Source organism: Xanthobacter sp. DMC47 (assembly GCF_056313845.1).
In genome coordinates this window covers 984334-1005335 of record NZ_JBQUZM010000004.1, presented here as the reverse complement: position 1 = coordinate 1005335, position 21002 = coordinate 984334, and the positions used below count along the sequence as shown (strand labels likewise).

Below are 21002 nucleotides of genomic sequence, written 5' to 3'. Positions count from 1 at the left end.
AGAAGGAGAAGCCGGCATGTGCGAGGTGTGCGCCATCTTCGGCGCGGGAGAGCATTGGAGCGATTTCGCCCGGCAGCGGGACGATCGCTTTCCATTCGAGGACATCCTGCATTATCGCGCGGAGCGCCGGCGGCGCATCGCCATGCTGAATGCGCTGGTCGGCCCGCTCGGTCTCGTCTGCGAGGATTGGGACGGGGAGGCGCTGGCGCTCACCGATGCGCGCGGCCGCACGAAGATCGCGCCGACGCTGGGCGATGTCTGGCCAATCGCGGAGAGCCTGTCGGGCCGCGGCATCGATCCCCTTGCCGAGGATTTCATCGCGCCCGCGCGGGAGACGCCAGCCCATGGATGAACGCCTGCCCCTGATTGTCGTGACCGGCTTCCTCGGCTCCGGCAAGACCACGCTCATCCGCCGCTTCATCGAGACCCCGGAGGGCGGCGATTCCGGCCTCATGGTCAACGAGTTCGGCGAGGCGGGCGTCGATCATCGCCTGCTGGTGCATGCCAGCGAGGCGGTGGAGTTGATCGACGGCGGTTGCCTGTGCTGCGCGCGCCGCTCCGATGTCGCCAAGGCGATGCACGATCTGGTGCGCATGGCCAAGGACAGCTCCCGGGCCGGCGGCGGCTTTCGCCGCGCCATCCTCGAAACGTCGGGGCTGGCCGATCCTGCGCCGGTCATCGCGACCCTCGCCCGCGACCCCTGGCTGAAGGCGCATGTGCGCCTCGCCTCCGTCGTGGCGGTGGTGGATGCGGTGGCGGGCCTGCGCAATCTGGAAAAGCGTCCGGAGGCGCGCCGCCAGGTGGCCATCGCCGATACGGTGGTCATCACCAAGGGCGACATGCGCGCCGCCGAGCCGGCGGCTCGCCTCGCCGCCGCGGTGCGTGCCATCTCCCCCGACGCGCGCATTCTCGACATTCAGGACGAGACGTTCCGGCTGGGCGATGTGCTCGCCGGGCGCGAAAGCCTGCATGCCCCGCCGTCGCCATTCCTGGCCGACGCGCCGGAGCATGATTCCGAAGTCTCCTCCTTCACGCTGCCCATCGCGGGCGCGCTGGACTGGCCGGCCTTCACGCTCTGGCTGTCGGCGCTGCTCCATGCCCATGGCGACCGCATCCTGCGGGTGAAGGGGCTGCTGCGGACCACCTCATCGGACCGGCCGCTGGCCATCCACGGCGTGCAGCATGTGATGCACCCGCCGACGCATCTGAGCGTGGACGACGGCGGGCCGTCCTTCCTCGTGTTCATCGCGCGGGGCATCCGCAAGGCCGAGATCGAGCGCAGCCTCGCCCGCGGCCTCGAACTGTGCGCCATTGGCACCGACGCCCCCGCGCGGCAGGCGGCGGCCTTCCGCGCAGGCGCCGCCCCGGCCGCGTAGGCAGCCGGGGCCGGCCATCCTCAGGCGCGGTTGTCGGCGACCGCGCTCCGCACCTCATGCTCGATGAGGTGCCAGATGCGGTCCACCAGCGCGCCGAACGCCTCGTGGCGCTTCACCTCCAGCGCGCGCGGGCGCGGCAGCGGGATCGGGATTTCCTCGCGGACCGAGCCGGGCCGGGCGGAGAAGACGATCACGCGGTCGGAGAGGAACACGGCTTCGTCGATCTGGTGGGTGATGAGCAGCACGGTGGTGCCGCTCTTCTGCCAGATGTTGAGCAGCTCCGTCTGCATGATCTCCCGCGTCTGGGCATCGAGCGCGGCGAAGGGCTCGTCGAGCAGCAGGATCTTCGGGTTCACCGCCAGCGCGCGGGCGACGTTCACGCGCTGGCGCATGCCGCCGGAGAGCTGGTGCGGATAGTGCTGCTCGAAGCCCTTCAGTCCCGCCATGTCGATGAAGCGCTGGGCAGTGGCATGGGCGTCGCGCTTGGGCGTGCCGGCGATGGTGAGGCCGTAGGCGACATTGTCGATCACCGGCTTCCACGGCAGCAGCGCATCCTGCTGGAACACCATGGCCCTGTCGGCGCCCGGACGCGTCACCGTGTGGCCGGAGACCTTCACCACGCCGGAGGACGCCGGCAGCAGGCCATCGATGATGCGCAGCAGCGTCGACTTGCCCGATCCGCTCGCCCCCACGATGGAGACGAACTCGCCTTCCCGGATGGTGAGGTTGATGTCGCGCAGCGCCTCCACGGAGGGCTTGCCGGTGCGCTCGAAGACCTTGTTGATGCCTTCGATGGAGAGAGCCTGTGCCATCCGGTTCACTCCTGTCGCCACGGCGCGAGCCGGCGTTCCAGCCACTCGAAGAAGATGCTGCCCATGAGGCCCAGCAGACCGAGCATGATGACGTAGGCGAGCAGCGTCGCGGTGTCGAAGCTCTGCCCGGCGGCGAGGATCGCGAAGCCGAAGCCGGCGAACGAGCCGAAGAATTCGGCGATGATGATGGCCACCAGCGCCCGCGCCCAGGCGACGCGAATGCCGGAGACGATGAACGGCACCGCGAAGGGCAGCGTCACCGTGGTGAACACCTGCCAGCGCGAGGCGTTGAAGGAGCGCGCCGCCTCGATGAGATTCCTGTCGGTGGCCTTGAGGCCGGTCTCCGTCGTCACCAGCACCGGGAAGATGGTGAAGATGGTGACGAGCACGAACTTGGACGCGAAGCCCAGCCCCAGCCACGCGATGAAGAGCGGCGCCAGCGCCACCAGCGGCACCGAGTTCAGCGCCGTCAGCATCGGCCCGGCGGTGAGCGCGAGCAGCCGGCTCGACGCCAGCGCGAGGCCGATGGCGACGCCGATCAGCACCGCCACCGGGAAGGACGCCGCCACCGCGCTCACGGTGGCGAGCGCGTTGGTCCACAGCGCACCGTTGGCGCTCTCCTTGGCGAGGGCGCGGAACACCTCGGCCGGCGGCACAAGCAGCAGCTTGTTGGTGACCACATAGGTCGCCAGCACCTGCCAGACCGCCAGCACGAAGGCGAGCGAGATGAGCATCCGCAGAAGGCCTGCGGCACGCGAGCGCCCTTCGAGGAAATCGTAGACGCTGCGCCAGAAGGGGGCGGCTGCGGTCATTCCGCCGCGGCCTTGTGCGCGTGGCGGGCGGTGGAGACGGCCTGCCTGCCGTAGCCCTTCTCGCCCACCACCTTGCCGTCCACATAGATGGTGCGGCCGCGCAGGATGGTGCGCACCGGCTTGCCCTTGAAGCGGCGGCCGGCATAGGGGCTCCAGCCGACGAGGGAGAGCACGTCCTCGTCACGCACCTCATATTCGGTGTCGAGGTCCACCAGCACGAGGTCTGCGTCGAAGCCGGGCTTGATCTCGCCCTTGCGGTCGAGACGGAACAGGCGCGCCGGGCGGGTGGAGGTGGCCTCCACCACGCGCTCCAGCGGCAGCTTGCCCTCGGTGGCGGCGGTGAGGAACATGGAGAGGTAGAACTGGGTCGAGGGCGTGCCGGTGTGGGCCTTCCAGCCGTCGGTCCAGCCGATTTCCTTTTCCTCGCGGGTGTGCGGGGCGTGGTCGGTGGCGATGATGTCGATGGTGCCGTCGCGCACGCCCTCCCACAGGCCAGGCACGTTCTTCTCCGGCACCCAATAGGAGAGCGCGTAGGAGCCGAGGCGCTGGATCGCCGCCCACTCGCAGCCGAGGAACAGCGCCCACGGGTTCAGCTCGCACGTCACCTTCTGCCCGCGCGCCTTGGCCTCGCGGATGAGCTGGACCGAGCCGGCGGTCTGGGTGTGCAGGATATGGAGATGGCAGCCCGCCGCCTTCTGCAGGCGCAACAGGGTGGCGATGGCGGTCTCCCAGATCACCCCGTCATGGGCGGCATAGGCCTTGGCGTAGGCGAGGGCGTCGCGCTCCCCACGGGCCCAGAATTCCTGCTCGATCACGTCCATCAGCGCCTGATCGTGGGGATGGATCATGAGCGGCACGTCGTGGGCGGCGGCGGCCTTCATGATCTCCAGGATCTTGCCATGGTCGTGCACGCCGATGCCCGGCATGTGCGGATAGGAGCGGCCGGTATCCACCACCATGAAGAACTTGAAGGCGGCGATGCCCGTCTGCGCCATCCCCGGGACTTCCTCAAGGATGGTGGGGGCGGGGTTGAAGTTCCAGTCCACCACCGCGTCGCGCTCATAGATGGCGAACTGCTTCTCCAGCAGGTCCAGGGTGTTGGGCGGCGGGGTCACGTTGGGCATGGCGACCGAGGTGGTCACGCCGCCCGCGGCGCACTGGAGCGTCGAGGTGTAGATCGTGTCCTTGTATTCAAAACCGGGCAGCGAGCCTTCGCGGTGATGCGAGTGCATGTCGATGACACCGGGCAGGATGGCGAGGCCCTTCGCGTCGATGATCTCGGCGGCGGCCGGCTCCAGCCCCGGCTCGAAGATGCCGGCGATGGCCCCGTCCTTGATGCCGATGGAGGCCTCGAAGCGGCCGTCGGCGGTCACGACGAGGCCGTTCTTGATGATGGTGTCCACACTACTCTCCCGAGGACGAGGCCCGCGCGGGCCGATTGGAAAGCGAAGGTCCGGCGGCGCGTCAGGACGCGAGGTCGAGCGCCACGGGGCGGGTGCGGATCACGTCCAGCACCTCGGTCACGTAGGCCTGCGAAAGGCCGCGGGTGATGAAGACGATGCGCGAGCCCGCCATCCCCTCCGGCCAGGCGGAAAGCTCCACCGGCGGCGAGAACAGCCGCTGCACGGCCTGCACCACCACCGGCTTGGGGCGGCCGGTGATGGCGAGGATGCCCTTCACCCGCAGCAGGTCGTCGCCATGGGCGATGACCAGCGCGTCAAGCCACGCCGAGACGTGCTCCCAGTGCAGGGGCTCGTCGAAGGCGAGGCAGAAGGAGCCAATGTCCTCCCGGTGCGTCACCGGGTCCGCCGCCTCGAAGGCTTCCGCGCGCAGCCAGGCGCGCACTTCGCTGGGGCGGGTGTTGGGATCGGCAGGGTCGATGCCGTCGAGCAGGGTCGGCTGGGCGAGATGCGTGAGTGAGGAGCGATGCAGCCGCGCGCCGGGGGACAGGCCGGTGATACGGTCTTCCAGCGGCGCCAGATCGGTTCCCGCGAGGTCGGCCTTGGTGAGCACCACCTCGTCGGCGACGCCCACCTGCTTGCGCGCCTCCGCGTGGCGGTCGAGCGTGCCCATGCCCTGCACCGCATCCACCGCCGTCACCACCCGCCCGAGGCGATAGGTGCGCGCCACCGGGAAGGTAATGAGGGCCTGGATGACCGGGCCAGGATCGGCCATGCCGGTGGTTTCGATGACGACCCGCGCGAAGGCCTTCACCTCGCCGCGCGCGCGCTTCTCGGTGAGGTCGCGCAGCGTCTCCACGAGGTCGCCCTTCACCGTGCAGCACAGGCAGCCGGTGGACAGCTCGATTGTGTTGTCCGAGCTGGCAGCGATCAGCGCATGGTCGATGCCGATCTCGCCGAACTCGTTGACGATGACGGCCGCGTCGCTCAGCGCGGGATCGCGCAGCCACCCGTTGAGCAGGGTGGTTTTGCCCGATCCGAGGAAGCCGGTGAGCAGCGTCACCGGCGTCCGCATGTCGCGAAAATGGGCCATGGTGTCGGCTCCTCGCGCCTGTCGCCTCACTTGCCCGCGATGTAGCTGGGGTCGTAGTAGCGCTTGAGGTCGAAGGCCTGGGTCTGGGGATCGCCACCCACCGCAGCGTCGATCTTGTAGAGGTTGTCAAGGCCGGCGGCCGGGACGGAGAGATCGGCGGGAACGGCCTTCTGCTCCTTCACGATAAAGGCGTAGGAATCTTCCACCACGTCGCGCGGCGTCTTGGTGTAGGCGGCGAGCACGTCGATGGCCGCGTCCCTGTTGGCCGGGTCGTCGATGAAGGCGGCCGCCTCCTTCAGCGCCTGTGTCACCGCGATGGCGGCGGGGCGCGTGGCGGGCGCCTCGCCCCAGGCCTTGTTCAGCACTAGCGGCGTCTGGACGTAAGGCTCGCGATAGACGTCGAGCAGCACGGCGCCATCGCGCCCGGCCAGGGTGTCGAAGGGGGCGATCAGCAGGGCGCCGGCGACTTGGCCATTGCCCATGGCGATGATGCGGTCGCGGGAATTGGCGATGGAGACCATCTGCACCCCAGCCGGGTCCACGCCCGCCTGCTTCAGCTGATACTTCAGCAGGTTGGCCGTGCCGCCCTTGACCGCGCCGGCGGTCAGCGGCTTGCCGGCGAGATCCTTCACCGAAGCCGTGCCCTTGGCGCCGTAGAGGCGCAGGATCGTCTTGTCGAGCACCGCACCGGCGATGATGACCGGGGCACCCTTGTCGATGGCGCGCACCGCGAGGTCGCCAAGGGCGATGCCCGCATCCGCGCTGCCGGACGCCACCGCCTGCAGCAGCGCCGGGCTGTCCGATGCGCGCAGCTCGCGCACGGTGATGTTCCGCTTGTCGTAGAAGCCCTTGTCCATGGCGATGGCGTGCAGCCACAGCAGCGCGCTCGGGGCCAGGACGGCGAGCTTCACTTCGGTCTTCGGCGCCTGAGCATGGGCCCCGGCGAGAGGAATGCTGAGGGCGAGGGCAGCGGCAACGAGGCGGGGAAGGACGCGCTTCATCATCTCTCTCCGGAAGGGGGACGCGTCTTGCCGCGCGTCATCTGCCGAAAGAGTGCTCGAACTTTTCATCTCCTTCAAGCATAATTCGCAACAGGTAGGAATTTTGAGAAATTCCTACTGAATGATATAAAATATCATTCTTGGGGAGGGCGGGTTTGGCCAGCAGGATTCTTCAGGTCATGGGTTTGTTTCGCGGGCGCCCCTGGCCGCTGACGGTGGAGGAGATCGCCCAGGAGACGGGCGTGTCCCAGAGTTCCGCCTATCGCGACGTGCAGGAGCTTTGCCGGGCCGGCTTTCTCGATCCCGTCATCGGCGCCGGCTATGTGCTCGGCCCCGCCTTCATCGAGTACGATCGCCTGCTGCGGCAGGGGGACACGCTGATCCCCATCGCCTCGCGGGTCATGCGCGACCTGCTCGACCAGACCACCCAGCGCGCGACGGCCATCCTCTGCCGGCGCTACCGCGACACGGTGATGTGCGTGCATCAGGAGCATGGCACCGCGCCCCATCCCATCACCACCTACGAGCGCGGCGTCGCCATGCCGCTCTTCGCCGGCGCGTCATCCAAGGTGGTGCTGGCTCATCTCGACGACCGCTCGCTGAAGCGCATCTATCTCGACAACGAGGACACCATCCGCGCCCGTCTCGGGCACGGCGACTGGAAAGCCTTCAAGGCCGAGGTGCGGGCCATCCGGCGCGACGGCGTGGTGGAGACGGTCTCGGAGGTCGCCGAGGGGCGCGCGGGCATTGCGGCGCCGGTCCTCGTCAACAAGCAGGTCATCGCGGGCGTCAGCCTCGTGCTCGCGGCCGAGGATCTCGCTGGCGCGTCCCAGGCTGTCCGTGCCGCCGTCATCGATGCGGGACGGCGGATTTCCGAGGAGATCGCCGGCAGCGGCACGTGGGTGGCGCGCTAGATCGGCCTTAAAACAGAACGGGGCGGCTCCGTCGCTGGAGCCGCCCCAGTCGAACTTCAAACCTCGGCGCTCAGACCAGCGCGCGGGGATCGTGCCGGGCGAGGCGGGAGAGCAGGTAGTCCACTTCTGCCCGCGCGGTGGCGGAGAGGGATGAGCCGGGCTTGCGCTGGGCGTCGGAGGCGATGAAGCCGCGCTTCATCATCACATATTTGCGCACCGCGAGGCCGACGCCCTGCTGCTGCTCGTAGCGCAGCAGCGGCAGGTGCGCGTCGAACAAGTCATGCGCCGCCTCCCGCTCGCCGGCCTTCTGCAGCTTCACCACATCGCCCAGCATCTCGGGGAAGGCGTAGCCGGTCATGGCGCCGTCCGCCCCGCGCTCCATCTCGAAATCGAGGAACAGCGCGCCGTTGCCGGTGAGGATGGAGATCGGGCGCATGGAACCTTCCTTCTGGAAGGCGCGCAGCGCCGAGATCTTCTCCAGCCCCGGCCAGTCCTCGTGCTTCAGCATCACGCAGGAGGGGTTCTCCTGAACGATCTGGCGGATGACCTTGGGCGTCATCTGCACGGTGAGGGTGAGCGGATAATCCTGGATGACGAAGGGGATATCGTCGCCGATGGCCTCGATGGCCTGCCGGTAATAGCCGGTGATCTGGTCGTCCGTGCGCAGGCTCGGCGGCGGGGCGATCATGACGCCCGCCGCGCCCTTGTCCATGGCGGCCCGCGCCAGCCAGCGCATGGCGGCAAGGCCCGGCGCCGAGACGCCGACGATGACCGGCAGCTGGCCGAAGCCGGCGATGAAGCGCGCGGTGACAGCGAGGGATTCCTCCGGCTCCAGCTTGGGCGCCTCGCCCATGATGCCGAGCACCGTCACGCCGGTGGCGCCGGCGGCGAGATAGCGCGCGATGAGGGTGTCGAGGGAGCCCTCGTCGATCTTCCCGTCCGGCGTGAACGGGGTGGGGGCGATGGGGAACAGGCCGGAGGCGCTGGCGTCGAGAAGCATGATGAAACCGATCAGATGCTGGCGATGAGGCCGCCATCCACGCGGATGACCGAGCCGTTGACATAGGACGAGGGCGTGCCGGCGAGGAAGGCCACCACGTTGGCATATTCCTGCGGGTCGCCGTAGCGGCCGACGGGGATGGAGGCCGTGCTTTCCGCGGACACTTCCTCCACGGAGCGGTTCTCGCGCTCGGCCTTCTTGGCATCGAGGAACTTGATGCGGTCGGTGGCGATGCGGCCGGGCAGGATGATGTTGGCGGTGATGCCGTCGCGCGCCACCTCGCGGGAGAGCGTCTTGGACCAGCCCACCAGCGACAGGCGCAGCGCGTTGGAGATGGCGAGGTTGGGAATGGGCGCCACCACGCCGGACGAGGTGGAGGTGATGATGCGACCCCATTTGCGCGCGCGCATGCCGGGCAGCACCCGGTCGGCGATGGCGATCACCGAGAGCACCATGTCGTTGAAGCTCTTGGCCCAAAGCGCCGGGTCCTGCCCAGCGGCGGGGGTGGGGGGCGGGCCGCCGGTGTTGTTGACCAGCACGTCCACCGGGCCGAGCTTCGCCTCGATCTCGGCGATGCGCGCATCGATGCCGGCGAGGTCGGAAAGGTCGAACTTCAGCGCCATCGCCTCGCCGCCCACGGCCGCGATGCGCTCCGCCACCGCACCGGCGGCGGCGAGATCGATGTCGCCCAGCGCCACCTTCGCGCCTTCGGCCGCCAGCGTCGCCGCGATGGCGCTGCCGAGCCCGCCGCCCGCGCCGAGCACGAGGGCCGTCTTGCCTTTCAGTCCGAGATCCATGGGTCTTCCTTCGTATTGTCGGAGCGCGGGGAGGTCAGTCGGCGATGGCCAGCCGGCCCGAGGCCGCCGTGCCGGCGGTGCGCGCGAGGTAGTCGGCCTTGCTGTACTGCATGTGATCGACGCAGAGCTGCGCCAGCGCCCAGCTGTCCGTGCCCTGCAACAGCTCGATCATGATGTCGTGCTGGCGGCGGGAGAGCTGGAGTCCGGCATGGTCCGCGAGATTCTTGGCGCGCATGGGCAGGGTATAGCCCATGTAGTCCTGCAGCGTGCGCACGAGATAGGGATTTCCGCAGCCCGAGAACAGCGTCAGGTGGAACAGGTCGTTGGTCTCATGGATGCCGCGCAGGTTGCCGGCGTCGGCGTTGCGGCAATAATCGGCCTGGATCTCCTTGAGGCGGGCGATCAGCTCCGGCGGGGCGGGCAGGGGGATCATCAGAGCCGCCTGCCGGGTGAGCATCTCGCGCACCGCGTAGATCTGCTGCACCTCCTGCGCCGAATAGGAGCACACGGTGGCGCCCACGTTCTTCTCGCGCCGCACGACGCCGGTGCGCTCCAACTGCACCAGCGCCTGGCGGATGTAGTGGCGCGAGGCGCCGTAGCGCGCCATCAGCGTGTCTTCCACCAGCCGCGAGCCGGGGGCGAAACGGCCGAAGATGATGTCATCCTCCAGCCGGCGCTGGACTTCTGCCTGCTCGTCGGCGCGGGATGCGGGCATGGACGCGGGAAGGGACGCTTCGCTCATGCGGCGCTCCTGTTCGCCGTCTCGAATCCGGAAAGCGTGTAGCAGTCTTCCACCAGCCGCAAGGTCTCCAGATTGTCCTCTGGCGACGTCTCGAAGGGGGCGCCGCTTTGAAGACACGCGACGAAATGGGCGATCGTCGCCGCATAGGAGCCGAGATAGGTCGCCTCGGGGTCGTAGTCCAGCCGCTCCGGCGCCGGGCCAGCGAGGGAGAGGCTGTTTCCGTCCAGCCGGAGCGTGCCGGCATCACCGAGGATGGTCAGCCGGTCCGCCTGCTGCGCTGGCACGCCATAGGCGGCGAAGCTCGCGAAGATGGAGACGCCGGCTCCATTCGCGGTGGAGAGCTGGATGACGGCGCCGTCCTCGCCCCGCATGGCGGTGCAGGTGCGGCTGAGGGCGGCGGCCTCCACCTTGAGCGGGCCGAGCAGCATGCGCAGCGTGTCGAGATGATGGATGAGCACCTCCGCCACCAGCATGCGCCGTTCCTCGCGCATGAAGGGCTGGCGCTCCAGCGCCTGGAACCGCCCCTCCGCATCCGGCACCGTGCCGGAGGTGACGAGGGAGAGATGGGCGGCGCGCACCGTGCCGATGGGGCCCGCGCGGAGCCATTCGGCGGCCTGCCGGTAATAGGCGCGGAAGCGCCAGTTCTCATGCACCATCAGGCGCACCCGCCCGCCGATGTCCGCAAGCAGTTGCTCCGCCTCCGGCAGGGTGGGGGCCAGGGGCTTCTGGCACAGGATGGGCAGGCCATGCCGCGCGGCGAGGCGGGCCAGCTCGGCATGGACGGCACGGGGCGCGGCGATGTCCACCGCATCGAGGCCGCCGGCCGACAGCATCGCCTCGGCGCCGGTGAAGACGGCGGGTATGCCGAAGGCGCCCGCCCGCTCGGCGGCGCGCTCGGCGGACGGGTCGGCGATGGCCACCACCTTTGCGGCGTCGCCCAGCGCAGCCCAGCCCCTGAGGTGATGCTGGGTGACCCAGCCGGCGCCGATGAGCCCGACGCGGAGCGGCGCAGCCATCAGTGTGTCCTCCGCTGCACGGCGGCGCGCACGGCGGCGGTGCCGGTCTCCAGCGGGGTGATGGCATCGCCCGTCTCGGCGTCGAACAGATAGGTGGCGTCGGCCCGGAAGAAGAGCTCCACCGTCTCTTCCGGCGCGGCGGTGACGTGGCGGGGCAGGCGGGCGGTGATCTCCCCGCCGCCGGGCAGTTCCAGCAGCAGCAGCGTCTCCGCGCCCAGCGGCTCCACCGCGATGGTGCGGCCGGTGACGCGTCCGCCCGGTGCGCCGTCGAGGGCGGCGGGATCGATGGCCATGTCTTCCGCACGCACGCCGAGCGTCACCTTGCGCCCGTCCCGCGCCTGGAGCACGCCGTCGCTCCAGCGGGCGAGCGGCGCATCGAGGGCCGGGCTCGACGCGCGGCGGGTGGCGGCGGAGAGCGTGGCGTCCATGAGGTTCATGGGCGGCGAGCCGAGGAAGCGGGCGACGAAGGTATTGGCCGGCTGCCAATAGACATCGAGCGGCGCGCCGATCTGCGCCACCTTGCCGGCGTTCATCACGCAGATGCGCGTGCCCATGGTCATCGCCTCCACCTGATCGTGGGTGACGTAGATCATGGTGGAGCCGAGGCGGTGGTGCTGCTTGATGATCTCGCTGCGGGTATTCACGCGTAGCGCCGCATCGAGGTTCGACAGCGGCTCGTCGAACAGGAACACCTGCGGCTCGCGCACCATGGCCCGCCCCAGCGCGACGCGCTGGCGCTGGCCGCCGGAGAGCGCGCTGGGCTTGCGCGTCAGCAGCGGCGCGAGGCCGAGGAGCGCCGCCACCTCCTTCACCCGCCGCTCGATCTCGGGGCCGGGAATGGCGCGACGGCGCAGGCCGAAGGCGAGGTTGTCGGCGACGCTCATGTGCGGATAGAGCGCGTAGGACTGGAACACCATGGCGATGTCGCGGTCCTTGGCAGGTACGTCGTTCACCACCCGCCCGTCGATGGAGAGCGTGCCGCCGGAGATGGTCTCCAGCCCTGCGATCATGCGCAGCGTCGTGGACTTGCCGCAGCCCGAGGGGCCGAGCAGCACCATGAACTCGCCGTCGTCGATGGTGAGGTCCACGTCCTCCACTACGACGGGGCCGCCGCCGCCATAGCGCTTCACGATCTTGTCGAGTTTCACCACTGCCATGGCAGCCTCACTTGATCGCGCCGGCGGTCATGCCGCGGATCAGTTTTTCGGAGAAGAAGACGTAAACGACGATGACCGGGATGACCGAGATCATGACGCCGGTGGCGATCATGCCGATGTCCTGGAAATGGTCGCCCATGAAGGCGCGGATGCCGATGGGCAGGGTGCGCTTCTCGGGATCGGTGATGAGCACCACGGCGAACAGGAACTCGTTCCAGAGCTGGATGAAGTTCAGGATCAGCGTGGTGGCGATGGCCGGCATGCCCACCGGCAGCACGATGCGCCAGAAGATTTCGAGATCGCCGTAGCCGTCCATCTTGGCCGCGTCGAACAGGTCCTGCGGGATGCGGGCGAAGAAGCCTTCCAGCAGATACACGGTCAACGGCAGCTGGAGCGAGATATAGACCAGCGCCAGCCCGAACAGGCTGTTGTAGAGATGGTAGTCCACCAGGATCTGATACAGCGAGATCAGGGTGATCTGCGGGGGGAAGATGATGGACGAGAACAGGATGCCGTAGATGATCCGGTTGCCGCGGAAGCGGTAGCGCGCCAGCGCATGGGCCGCCGCCGCGCCGATGATCGTGAGCACCGCCACCGCGCCCACCACCACGAGGGTGGAGTTCCAGAAATAGGTGGCGAAGTCGGAATCCACCCAGGCGCTGCGGAACTGGTCGAGGTGCAATGGGCTCGGCCAGGCATAGGGATCGGCGCTGATTTCCGCCGTGGTGCGCACCGACATGGTGGCGAGCCACAGGAACGGCCCGAGCTGGTAGATGGTGTAGACGCCCAGAACCAGCGCGAGGATGCCCCGCGAGAACAGGCGCGGCAGCGGCGCGCGGCTGGGGTTGGCTGCGAGGGTTGCGGCCATCTTAATACTCCAGCCGCTCGCGCGAGCCGAGCACGCGGTTGAGGATGATGACCGCGGCGCACACCACCAGGAACCACACGGTGGCGATGGCGGAGGGATAGCCGAGGTCGAAGGTGTTCCAGTTGAAGGCGCGCTTGTAGACGTAGGTGGAGACCGTCTCCGTCGCCCACAAAGGCCCGCCCTGGGTCATGATCCAGACGAGATCGAAGACTTTCATCTTGCCGATGAAGGACAGGATGTAGAGCGACAGCAATGTAGGCCGCAGCATGGGGATGATGATGTAGCGCAGCTTGGCGCCCCAACCGCAATTGTCGAGGTCCGAGGCCTCAAGTACTTCCTTGGGCAGGGAATGGATGGCCGCGAGGCACACCACCATGTTGAAGCCGGCCCACTTCCAGGCGTGGGTGACGATGACGGCGGCAAGCGCGAGGTTGGGATCGCCGAGCCAGGAGGAAGCGAGATCGCCGAGGCCGATGGCCCGCAGCATCACGTTCAGCACGCCCCAGTCGTAATTGTAGATCCACATCCACAGGATCGCGACGACCACGTAGGAGAGCAGCACCGGCGTGAACCAGGCAACGCGCAGGAAGCGCGCGAACGGCACCCCGGCATAGAGCGCGAGGGCGAGGAGAAGGCCGGTGGCGACATCGATGACGGGGGCGACGAAGGACCAGATGAAGGTGTTGCGCACGGCGACCCAGAAGGTCTCGTCGCCCATCAGCTCGCGATAGTTGGCGAGGCCGACGAAGGTCGCGTCCATGCCCTCGATGGTGAAGAAGCTGTCAAAGATGGTGCGGAAGGCCGGATAGGCCGTGAGCCCGCAATAGACCAGCAGCGCCGGCCCGAGAAAGATGGCGAGGACCAGCCGCGTGGCGCGCCTGGGGTCGGCGAGGGTGGCCCGCGAGGAGGCTTTCGCCTCCCCGCTCTTGGCCGCGGTTCGGATGGAAATGGCGTCGGGCATCGCTCACTTCTTCAGGCAGGCGGCATCCATCTTCTCCGCCGCATCGGCAACGCTGATGAGGCCGGCGGGGAAGGCGTTGTTCATGACCTGGATGTAGGTCTCGGCGCACTTGGCCCGGTAGTAGAGCAGGGGCGTGCCGAAGAAATAGGTCACGTCCTTGTTCCGGGCATTCAGCTCGTCAAAATACGCCTTGTGCGGGCTGACGATCTTGGCCGGATCGGACTTGAGCCCGCTCTGAAGCGACACTTCGCTGATCCATTTGGTGCCGTTCTCGGCATTGGCCATGGATTTCAGCAGCGCGCCGGCACAATCCTTGTTCTTGCCCTTGGAATACATGACGAAGCTGCCCGCCACCGCCAGCGTCTTGCAGTTCGGGCAGGCGCCCTTGTCCATGGCCGGGAACTTCATGATGCCCAGCGGGAAGTTCGCCGGCATGCCGCCCTTTTCCGGCGCGGCGAAGGCACGGCCGGTGAACCAGCTGGGATCGGGGAAGGTGAGGGAGCCCGGAGAATTGTAGAAGTAGAAGTGGGACTCGCCGAGCTTCAGGGTGGAGAAGCTCCTGGGATAGGCGCCGGCATCCACCAGCTCCTTCACCCAGGTCATCACCTCCTGCACGCGCGGGTCCTTGAAGGACAGCTCGCCGTTGAGGAGCTTCATGTAGTCATCCGGCCCGAGCTTGCGCAGCAGCGATTCAAACAGCAGCTGGCCGCCGGGGAAGGGCCGGTCGCCCACGCCCTGCGACACCGGCGTGATGCCGGCGGCGACGCCCTTCTTCACCAGGTCGGTGAACTGCGCCTGCGTGAGCTGGAAGGAGGCGGGCACGTCTACGCCGACCTTCTTCACGAGGTCCTTGTTGTAGTAGAGCTCGACCGTATAGGCCTCCACCGGCACGCCATAGACCTTGCCCTTGGAAGTCCAGGCGGGCTTGGCCCAGTCTTCGAGGCCGTTGAGGTCGATATAGCCGTCGAGGGGCTCCAGGAAGCCGCCGGCGAGGAATTCGGGCTGGTCCGGCTCCATGTAGAAGATGTCCGGGGCCTGGCCGGTGCGCACGGCTGACTTCGCCTGGGTGTAGATGTCCGCCTTGGGGATGAAGCTGAGCTTCACCGTGCATTGCTTGTTGGCGGCCTCGAACTCCTTCACCCGCGCCGTCACCCACTCTTTCTTGGCGGGCTCGTCGGGCCAGTTGCTCCACATGGTGATCTCGGTCTGCGCGAAGGCGTGGCCTCCGCCCATCGCCGCGGTCATGGCGATCGCCGCGCACAGTCCGCGACCCCACGACGTTTTTCCAGCGCCTCGAATGTCCGTCATCCACGTTCCTCCCGCTAAGTCCCGTTATGCCCCGGGTTTGCGGGGAGACTGGGCGGCGGTCGGATTATTGTCAATAATGATTCCGAAGATCGGCGCAATTTTCGCCTCATGGCGCGTATGGAGGCTTATATTATTGACAATCATGCGAGAGGGGGAAATTGTCCGCATTCAGGTCGGCGATGATCGGCACGAGGAAGGCGAGGATGGCGCGGGGACTGCGAAAAGGATTGACGAGCTACGGCGACGACGGGTTCGCGCTGTTCCTGCGCAAGGCCTTCATCAAGGCCATGGGCTATTCGGACGATGCGCTGGACCGTCCCATCGTCGGCATCACCAACACCTACAGCGACTACAACCCCTGCCACGGCAACGCGCCCCAGCTCATCGAGGCGGTGAAGCGCGGCGTGATGCTGGCCGGGGCCATGCCCATGGTGTTTCCCACCATCTCCATCCACGAGAGCTTCGCCCATCCCACCTCCATGTTCCTGCGCAACCTGATGGCCATGGACACGGAGGAGATGATCCGCGCCCAGCCCATGGATTCGGTGGTGGTGATCGGTGGCTGCGACAAGACCCTGCCGGCGCAGATCATGGCGGCGGCGAGCGTGGACCTGCCGACCGTGGTGGTCCCGGTCGGCCCCATGGTGGTGGGGCATCATCGCGGCGAGGTGCTGGGCGCCTGCACTGATTGCCGGCGCCTGTGGAGCGCGCACCGGGCCGGCGAGATCGACGAAGTGGAGATCGATACGGTGAACGGGCGTCTCGCGCCGTCGGTGGGCACCTGCATGGTCATGGGCACGGCCTCCACCATGGCCTGCATCACCGAGACGCTCGGCCTCTCCTTGCCCATGAGCGCGTCCATTCCCGCCCCCCATGCCGAGCGCGTGCGGCTCGCCGAACAGAGCGGCAAGGTTGCCGCGCGACTCGCGGTGGAAGGCGGGCCGAAGCCGAGCGAACTGCTCACCCCCGCGGCCTTCCACAATGCGCTGGTGGTGATGCAGGCCATCGGCGGTTCCACCAACGGCATCATCCACCTCACCGCCATCGCCAACCGCGCCGGCGTGAAGCTGGAGCTGGAGACGCTGGACGCCATTGGCCGCGACGTGCCGGTGCTTGTGGATCTCAAGCCCTCCGGCGCCCATTACATGGAGCATTTCCACCATGCCGGCGGCGTGCCCAAGCTGCTGAAGCAGCTCGGTGATCTCATCGATCTCGATGCCCCCACTGTGCATGGCGGCACCCTGCGCGAGATGGTCGCGAACGCCGAGGAGGTTCCCGGACAGGATGTGATCCGGCCCCGCTCCAACCCCATCAAGGCGCAGGGCTCCATGGTGGTGCTACGCGGCAATCTCGCCCCTGGCGGCGCCGTGCTGAAGCAGGCGGCGGCGAGCGAGCGGCTGCTCCAGCACACGGGCCGGGCCGTGGTGTTCGATTCGGTGGCCGACATGGCCGCGCGCATCGATGATCCCGACCTCGACGTCACCGCCGAGGATGTGCTGGTGCTGCGCAACACCGGCCCCAAGGGCGCGCCGGGCATGCCGGAGGCGGGCTATCTGCCCATCCCCAAGAAGCTCGGGCGGCAGGGCGTGAAGGACATGGTGCGCATCTCCGACGCGCGCATGAGCGGCACGGCCTTCGGCACCATCGTGCTGCACATCACGCCGGAATCGGCGGTGGGCGGGCCGCTGGCATTGGTTCAGAGCGGCGACATGATCCGTCTCGACGTAGAGGGTCGGCGCATCGACCTTCTGGTGGCGGAAGACGAGCTCGCCCGCCGCCGCGCCGCCCTCGCGGATGTGCCGGAGCGGCCGCTGCCGGAGCGGGGCTACGCCCGCCTGTTCCAGCAAAGCGTGCTGCAGGCGGACGAGGGCTGCGATTTCGACTTCATGGTCCCGCGCTGAGGCGCGCGATCATGAGGGACGCCCCGCTCTGCCTGCCGCCGCGCCCCATTTCGGCGGCGCCCGCCGTGCGCGTGCTGCCGCCCGGAACCTGCGACACGCACATGCACGTGTTCGACCCGCCCGAGCGCTATCCGCTGGTCGCCGGGCGCAACTACACGCCGCAGCCGGTGACGTTCGACGCCTACCGGCCGGTGATGGCGGCGCTTGGCATCGACCGCGCGGTGCTGGTGCAGCCGAGCGTCTATGGCACGGATAATTCCGCTTTGCTCGACACGCTGCGGCTTGATCCGGAACGCCTGCGCGGGGTGGTCGTGGTGGCGCCGGAGGTGAGCGACGCGGAGCTGGCCGCGCTCCACGCGTCGGGCGTGCGCGGCATCAGGGTCAACCGGCGCAATCCCGGCGGGCTCTCGCTGGAGGATCTGGCGCGCCTCGCCGGGCGGATCGGGGCGTTCGGCTGGCACATCCAGCTTCAGGCGGTGATCGGCGAAGGCTTCAGCCTCGCGCCCGTCGTGCGGGCCTGTCCGGTGCCGGTGGTGCTCGACCATATGGGCTTCCTCGCGCCCGGCCTGCCGCTCGCGGGCGGCCCGTTTGGCGAAGTGCTGGAGCTGGTCGCCGAAGGCAATCTCTGGGTGAAGCTCTCCGCGCCCTACCGCCTGTGCCTGCGCGGGCCGGACGGCTACGGCGCGCTCGCGCCCTATGTATCGGCGCTGATCGCCTGTCGCAGCGACCGGATGCTCTGGGCCAGCGACTGGCCGCACACCGAGCTGTTCGAGGCGATGCCCGACGACCTCGACCCCGCCCTCATGCTGGGCCTCGACCGTGCCGATGCGGAAATCCGCCGCCGCATCTTCATCGACAATCCGGCCGCCCTCTACGGCTTCGATTGAGATCAGCCCAAGATCTCGCCCATGAATTTCTCGAAGCGCGGATCGTCCGCATAGGCGACATTGATGCGCAAAGACGGCCGGCGCGGCTCCGCGTCGGGATGGAACACCGCGCCCGGCGCCAGAAGGATGCCGCGCTCGGCGGCGCGGCGGGAGAGGGCGCTGTCGTCCAGCCCCTCCGGCAGTTCGCACCACAGATAGAAGCCGCCGCCGGGCGGCCCGAAGATGGGCAGGCCGAGCCGACCCAGCGTCGCCTGCGCCTGATCGGTCGCCGCCGAAACGCGGCCGCGCAGGCGCTTGAGATGGCGGCGATACTGGCCGGAGGTGATGAGATCGTGGACGATGCGCTCCACATAGCCGGAGGAGTTCACGCTCGTCACCATCTTGAGCGCCCCCAAGCGCTCGATGAGGTCGGCGGAGGCCACCACATAGCCGCAGCGCAGACTCGCCGAGAGGGTTTTCGCGAAGGTGCCCACATGGATCACCCGCTCCAATTGGTCCAGCGAGGCGAGGCGCGGGTGGGAGGCGGGGAGGAGGTCCGCGAACGGGTCGCTCTCCACCACGAGCAATCCGTGGCGCGTGGCCACCTGCAGCAGGCGATAGGCCACCGCCGGCGTCAGGGACGAGCCGGTCGGGTTGTGCGCCAGCGACTGGGTGAAGAACAGCTTGGCGCCGGACTGCGCGGCCTTCTCCGCGAGGTCCGCCACGTCCGGCCCCTCGGGCGTGCGGCGGACGCCGAGGGTGCGCGCCTTGGCGAGGCGCAGCTTGCCGAAGAGGGGATAATAGCCGGGCGAATCCACCAGCACGGTGTCGCCCGGCTCCACCAGCATGCGTACGATCAGGTCCAGCGCGTGATTCGCGCCCTGTGTCAGCAGCACCCGCCCGGGATCGGCGGCGATGGCCCGCTCGGCGAGCAAACCGGCGATGGCCTCGCGCAGCAGGGGAAAGCCGAAGGGGCTGCCGTAGCTTGCCGGAAAGGGGCGGCGTCCGGGACGGTTGATGGGCTTGAGATAGCGCCCCACCTCCGAGCCCTCCATCCATGAGGGGGGCGGGCGGCCGTCGCCGACGCGCACGTCGTAATGCTGCTCCAGCTGCTCGCGCAGCAGCCACACGCTGTCCACCGCCTCGATGACGGCGGGCACGGCTGGCGGGTGCACCGGGGCGGCGCGGGTGCGCATCACATAGAAGCCGGAGCCCGGCCGCGCCTCTATCCGCCCGGAGGCGGCGAGCCGCTCATAGGCTTCGACCAGCGTGTTGCGCGACACGCCATAGGCCGCGAAGGCGGCGCGGATGGAGGGCAGCTTCTCCCCCGGCCGCAACTGGCCGGCATCGATGCGGCGCGACAGGAGGCGGACCACCGCGTCCACCCGCGTCAGGCTCTCATCCTCCTGGAGGAGTTGCTCGATCGTACCCATGAAATGAAGGGTACGGCTGCATCGTTTCCAACGCAAAGTGTTCCTTGCCGTACCCTTCGCCGCAGCGGAAAGTCCGCCCCAACAGGCACGCCACGCGCGGCCGACAAGAGACAGGGACGGAAACGCCGGTTGCCGCGCCACCTCTGGGGCGGGCCTTGCCTTCGCGCCTGCCTCGCGTCCGCCGCCCGGCGCTGCCGCGCGACCACAGGAAGGCCCGAAGATGACCAGCGCCGCCGGCACCAACCGTTCCTCCCGCATTGCCGGATTCCACAAATTGAGCCCGCGCGACCGGCTCGATCTCGTCGCCGGCTTCGCGGGGCTGGACGAGGCACAGGTCGCGCACCTCGCCAACATGGGCAATCTCGATCCGGTGCTCGCCGACAAGCTGATCGAGAACGTCATCGGCACCATGAACATTCCGGTGGGCGTCGCCACCAACATGAAGATCGACGGCGAGGACGTGCTGATCCCCATGGCGACGGAGGAATCCTCCGTGGTCGCCGCCGTCTGCAATGCGGCGAAGCAGAATTACGAGACGGGCTTCTTCACCTCGGTCTCCGGCAATCTGATGATCGCGCAGGTTCAGGCGGTCGACGTGGCGGACCCGGCCGGCGCGCGCATCCGCATTCTGGAGAAGCGGGATGAGATCAAGGCCGCGTGCGATGCGTGCGATCCGGTGCTGGTGTCGCTGGGCGGCGGCTTCCGCGACCTTGAGGTGCGCCTGCTGGACACGCCGTCGGGCACCATGGTGGTCACCCATCTCATCGTCGACACGCGCGACGCCATGGGCGCCAACGCGGTGAACACCATGGCGGAGAAGCTCGCGCCCTCTATCGCCGCGTGGAGCGGCGGGCGGGTCTATCTGCGCATCCTCTCCAACCTCGCCGACCGCCGCCTCGCCCGCGCCCGGGCGGTGTGGAAGGCCGCCGACATCGGCGGCGAGGCCGTGCGCGACGGCATCGTTTCCGCCTATGAGTTCGCCGCCGCCGATCCCTACCGCGCCGCGACCCACAACAAGGGCATCATGAACGGCATTTCCGCCGTGGTGCTCGCCACCGGCAACGACACCCGCGCGGTGGAGGCTGGCGCCCACGCCTACGCCGCCCGCTCGGGCCGCTACACCTCGCTCACCACCTATGAGGTGGACAAGGACGGCAACCTTTCCGCCTCCATCGAGTTGCCGCTGGCGGTGGGCCTCATCGGCGGCGCCACCAAGGTACATCCCACGGCGCGCGCGTGCCTCGCCATCCTCGGTGTCACCACCGCCGAACGGCTGGCCCGCATCATCACGGCGGTGGGGCTGGCGCAGAACTTTTCGGCACTGAAGGCCCTCGCCACCACCGGCATCCAGAAGGGCCACATGGCGCTGCATGCCCAGAACATCGCGATGATGGCCGGTGCCGTGGGCGAGGAGATCGACCGCGTGGCCCGCCTTCTCGTGGAGCGGGCCAGCGTGCGCATGGACGTGGCGCAGAAGGTGCTCGAAGAGGTGCGCGGCGGCTGACCGCGCGGGTTTCAAGAACAGTCAAAAGAACACACAGGGAG

General features: G+C 68.3%; 20 protein-coding genes. 6 read left to right on the top strand and 14 right to left on the bottom strand.

The genetic code is table 11. From position 1 onward, the window contains the following. Positions 1–16 precede the first annotated feature (16 nt). Together ACT54R_RS16475 and ACT54R_RS16470 are read left to right on the top strand one after the other, a co-directional pair. Positions 17–352: a hypothetical protein gene (locus ACT54R_RS16475; RefSeq protein ID WP_476328018.1), complete on the top strand. Its 336-nt coding sequence runs from the start codon at positions 17–19 to the stop codon at positions 350–352. Next, positions 345–1376, top strand: coding sequence for a CobW family GTP-binding protein (locus tag ACT54R_RS16470; RefSeq protein ID WP_476328016.1), 1032 nt, complete (start codon positions 345–347; stop codon positions 1374–1376). Before ACT54R_RS16475 ends, ACT54R_RS16470 begins: the two co-directional genes overlap by 8 nt. Positions 1377–1396: 20 nt before the next feature. Here the strand turns inward: ACT54R_RS16470 and ACT54R_RS16465 are convergent, their stop codons facing one another. The 5 genes from ACT54R_RS16465 to ACT54R_RS16445 form a co-directional block, all read right to left on the bottom strand. Continuing rightward, the gene (locus tag ACT54R_RS16465; protein ID WP_250166791.1) at positions 1397–2188 is read right to left on the bottom strand and encodes an ABC transporter ATP-binding protein; all 792 of its coding nucleotides are present in this window, start codon (positions 2186–2188) and stop codon (positions 1397–1399) included. A 5-nt stretch (positions 2189–2193) separates the two neighbouring features. Then, positions 2194–3000 (bottom strand): ABC transporter permease, encoded by an 807-nt coding sequence (locus ACT54R_RS16460; protein WP_168458965.1) that lies wholly within the window; start codon positions 2998–3000, stop codon positions 2194–2196. Continuing rightward, positions 2997–4403 (bottom strand): dihydroorotase, encoded by a 1407-nt coding sequence (locus ACT54R_RS16455; protein ID WP_476328014.1) that lies wholly within the window; start codon positions 4401–4403, stop codon positions 2997–2999. The genes ACT54R_RS16460 and ACT54R_RS16455 overlap by 4 nt, the downstream gene beginning before the upstream one ends. Positions 4404–4464: 61 nt before the next feature. Beyond that, positions 4465–5493: a CobW family GTP-binding protein gene (locus tag ACT54R_RS16450; protein ID WP_476328012.1), complete on the bottom strand. Its 1029-nt coding sequence runs from the start codon at positions 5491–5493 to the stop codon at positions 4465–4467. A gap of 26 nt (positions 5494–5519) precedes the next feature. Then, positions 5520–6494, bottom strand: coding sequence for an ABC transporter substrate-binding protein (locus ACT54R_RS16445; protein WP_476328010.1), 975 nt, complete (start codon positions 6492–6494; stop codon positions 5520–5522). A gap of 140 nt (positions 6495–6634) precedes the next feature. Here ACT54R_RS16445 and ACT54R_RS16440 point away from each other — a divergent pair, with 140 nt between their 5' ends. Then, positions 6635–7408, top strand: coding sequence for an IclR family transcriptional regulator (locus tag ACT54R_RS16440; RefSeq protein ID WP_476328008.1), 774 nt, complete (start codon positions 6635–6637; stop codon positions 7406–7408). Positions 7409–7478: 70 nt separating this feature from the next. Here the strand turns inward: ACT54R_RS16440 and ACT54R_RS16435 are convergent, their stop codons facing one another. Genes ACT54R_RS16435 through ACT54R_RS16400 form a run of 8 tightly spaced genes read right to left on the bottom strand, consistent with a single transcriptional unit; the run spans position 7479 to position 15194 of the window. After that, on the bottom strand, positions 7479–8408 hold the full coding sequence (locus tag ACT54R_RS16435) for a dihydrodipicolinate synthase family protein (protein ID WP_168458959.1): 930 nt from the start codon (positions 8406–8408) through the stop codon (positions 7479–7481). A gap of 11 nt (positions 8409–8419) precedes the next feature. Continuing rightward, positions 8420–9205 carry an SDR family oxidoreductase gene (locus tag ACT54R_RS16430; protein ID WP_209488515.1) on the bottom strand — a complete coding sequence of 262 codons (786 nt, stop codon included), beginning with the start codon at positions 9203–9205 and terminating at the stop codon, positions 8420–8422. A 34-nt stretch (positions 9206–9239) separates the two neighbouring features. Next, positions 9240–9947, bottom strand: coding sequence for a GntR family transcriptional regulator (locus tag ACT54R_RS16425; RefSeq protein WP_476328005.1), 708 nt, complete (start codon positions 9945–9947; stop codon positions 9240–9242). Further along, entirely contained in the window at positions 9944–10963 is a 1020-nt protein-coding gene (locus ACT54R_RS16420) for a Gfo/Idh/MocA family protein (RefSeq protein ID WP_476328003.1), read from the bottom strand. Before ACT54R_RS16420 ends, ACT54R_RS16425 begins: the two co-directional genes overlap by 4 nt. Beyond that, positions 10963–12120: an ABC transporter ATP-binding protein gene (locus ACT54R_RS16415; RefSeq protein WP_476328001.1), complete on the bottom strand. Its 1158-nt coding sequence runs from the start codon at positions 12118–12120 to the stop codon at positions 10963–10965. Before ACT54R_RS16415 ends, ACT54R_RS16420 begins: the two co-directional genes overlap by 1 nt. A 7-nt stretch (positions 12121–12127) precedes the next feature. Beyond that, complete coding sequence (locus tag ACT54R_RS16410) at positions 12128–12988, bottom strand: carbohydrate ABC transporter permease (protein ID WP_476327999.1); 861 nt, start codon at positions 12986–12988, stop codon at positions 12128–12130. 1 nt (position 12989) lies between these two features. Beyond that, entirely contained in the window at positions 12990–13949 is a 960-nt protein-coding gene (locus tag ACT54R_RS16405) for a carbohydrate ABC transporter permease (protein WP_168458953.1), read from the bottom strand. A gap of 3 nt (positions 13950–13952) precedes the next feature. Beyond that, complete coding sequence (locus ACT54R_RS16400) at positions 13953–15194, bottom strand: ABC transporter substrate-binding protein (RefSeq protein ID WP_476327997.1); 1242 nt, start codon at positions 15192–15194, stop codon at positions 13953–13955. Between the two features lie 266 nt (positions 15195–15460). On the opposite strand from ACT54R_RS16400, the gene ACT54R_RS16395 reads away from it, so the two are divergent. Then, a complete protein-coding gene (locus ACT54R_RS16395) occupies positions 15461–17158 on the top strand; it encodes an IlvD/Edd family dehydratase (protein WP_476327995.1) in 1698 nt (565 codons plus the stop codon). A gap of 11 nt (positions 17159–17169) precedes the next feature. Continuing rightward, positions 17170–18045 (top strand): amidohydrolase family protein, encoded by an 876-nt coding sequence (locus ACT54R_RS16390; protein WP_476327993.1) that lies wholly within the window; start codon positions 17170–17172, stop codon positions 18043–18045. Between the two features lie 2 nt (positions 18046–18047). Here the strand turns inward: ACT54R_RS16390 and ACT54R_RS16385 are convergent, their stop codons facing one another. Then, complete coding sequence (locus ACT54R_RS16385) at positions 18048–19457, bottom strand: aminotransferase-like domain-containing protein (RefSeq protein WP_476327991.1); 1410 nt, start codon at positions 19455–19457, stop codon at positions 18048–18050. Positions 19458–19677: 220 nt separating this feature from the next. On the opposite strand from ACT54R_RS16385, the gene ACT54R_RS16380 reads away from it, so the two are divergent. Further along, positions 19678–20961 carry a hydroxymethylglutaryl-CoA reductase, degradative gene (locus ACT54R_RS16380; protein WP_476327989.1) on the top strand — a complete coding sequence of 428 codons (1284 nt, stop codon included), beginning with the start codon at positions 19678–19680 and terminating at the stop codon, positions 20959–20961. The last annotated feature ends 41 nt before the right edge of the window (positions 20962–21002 follow it).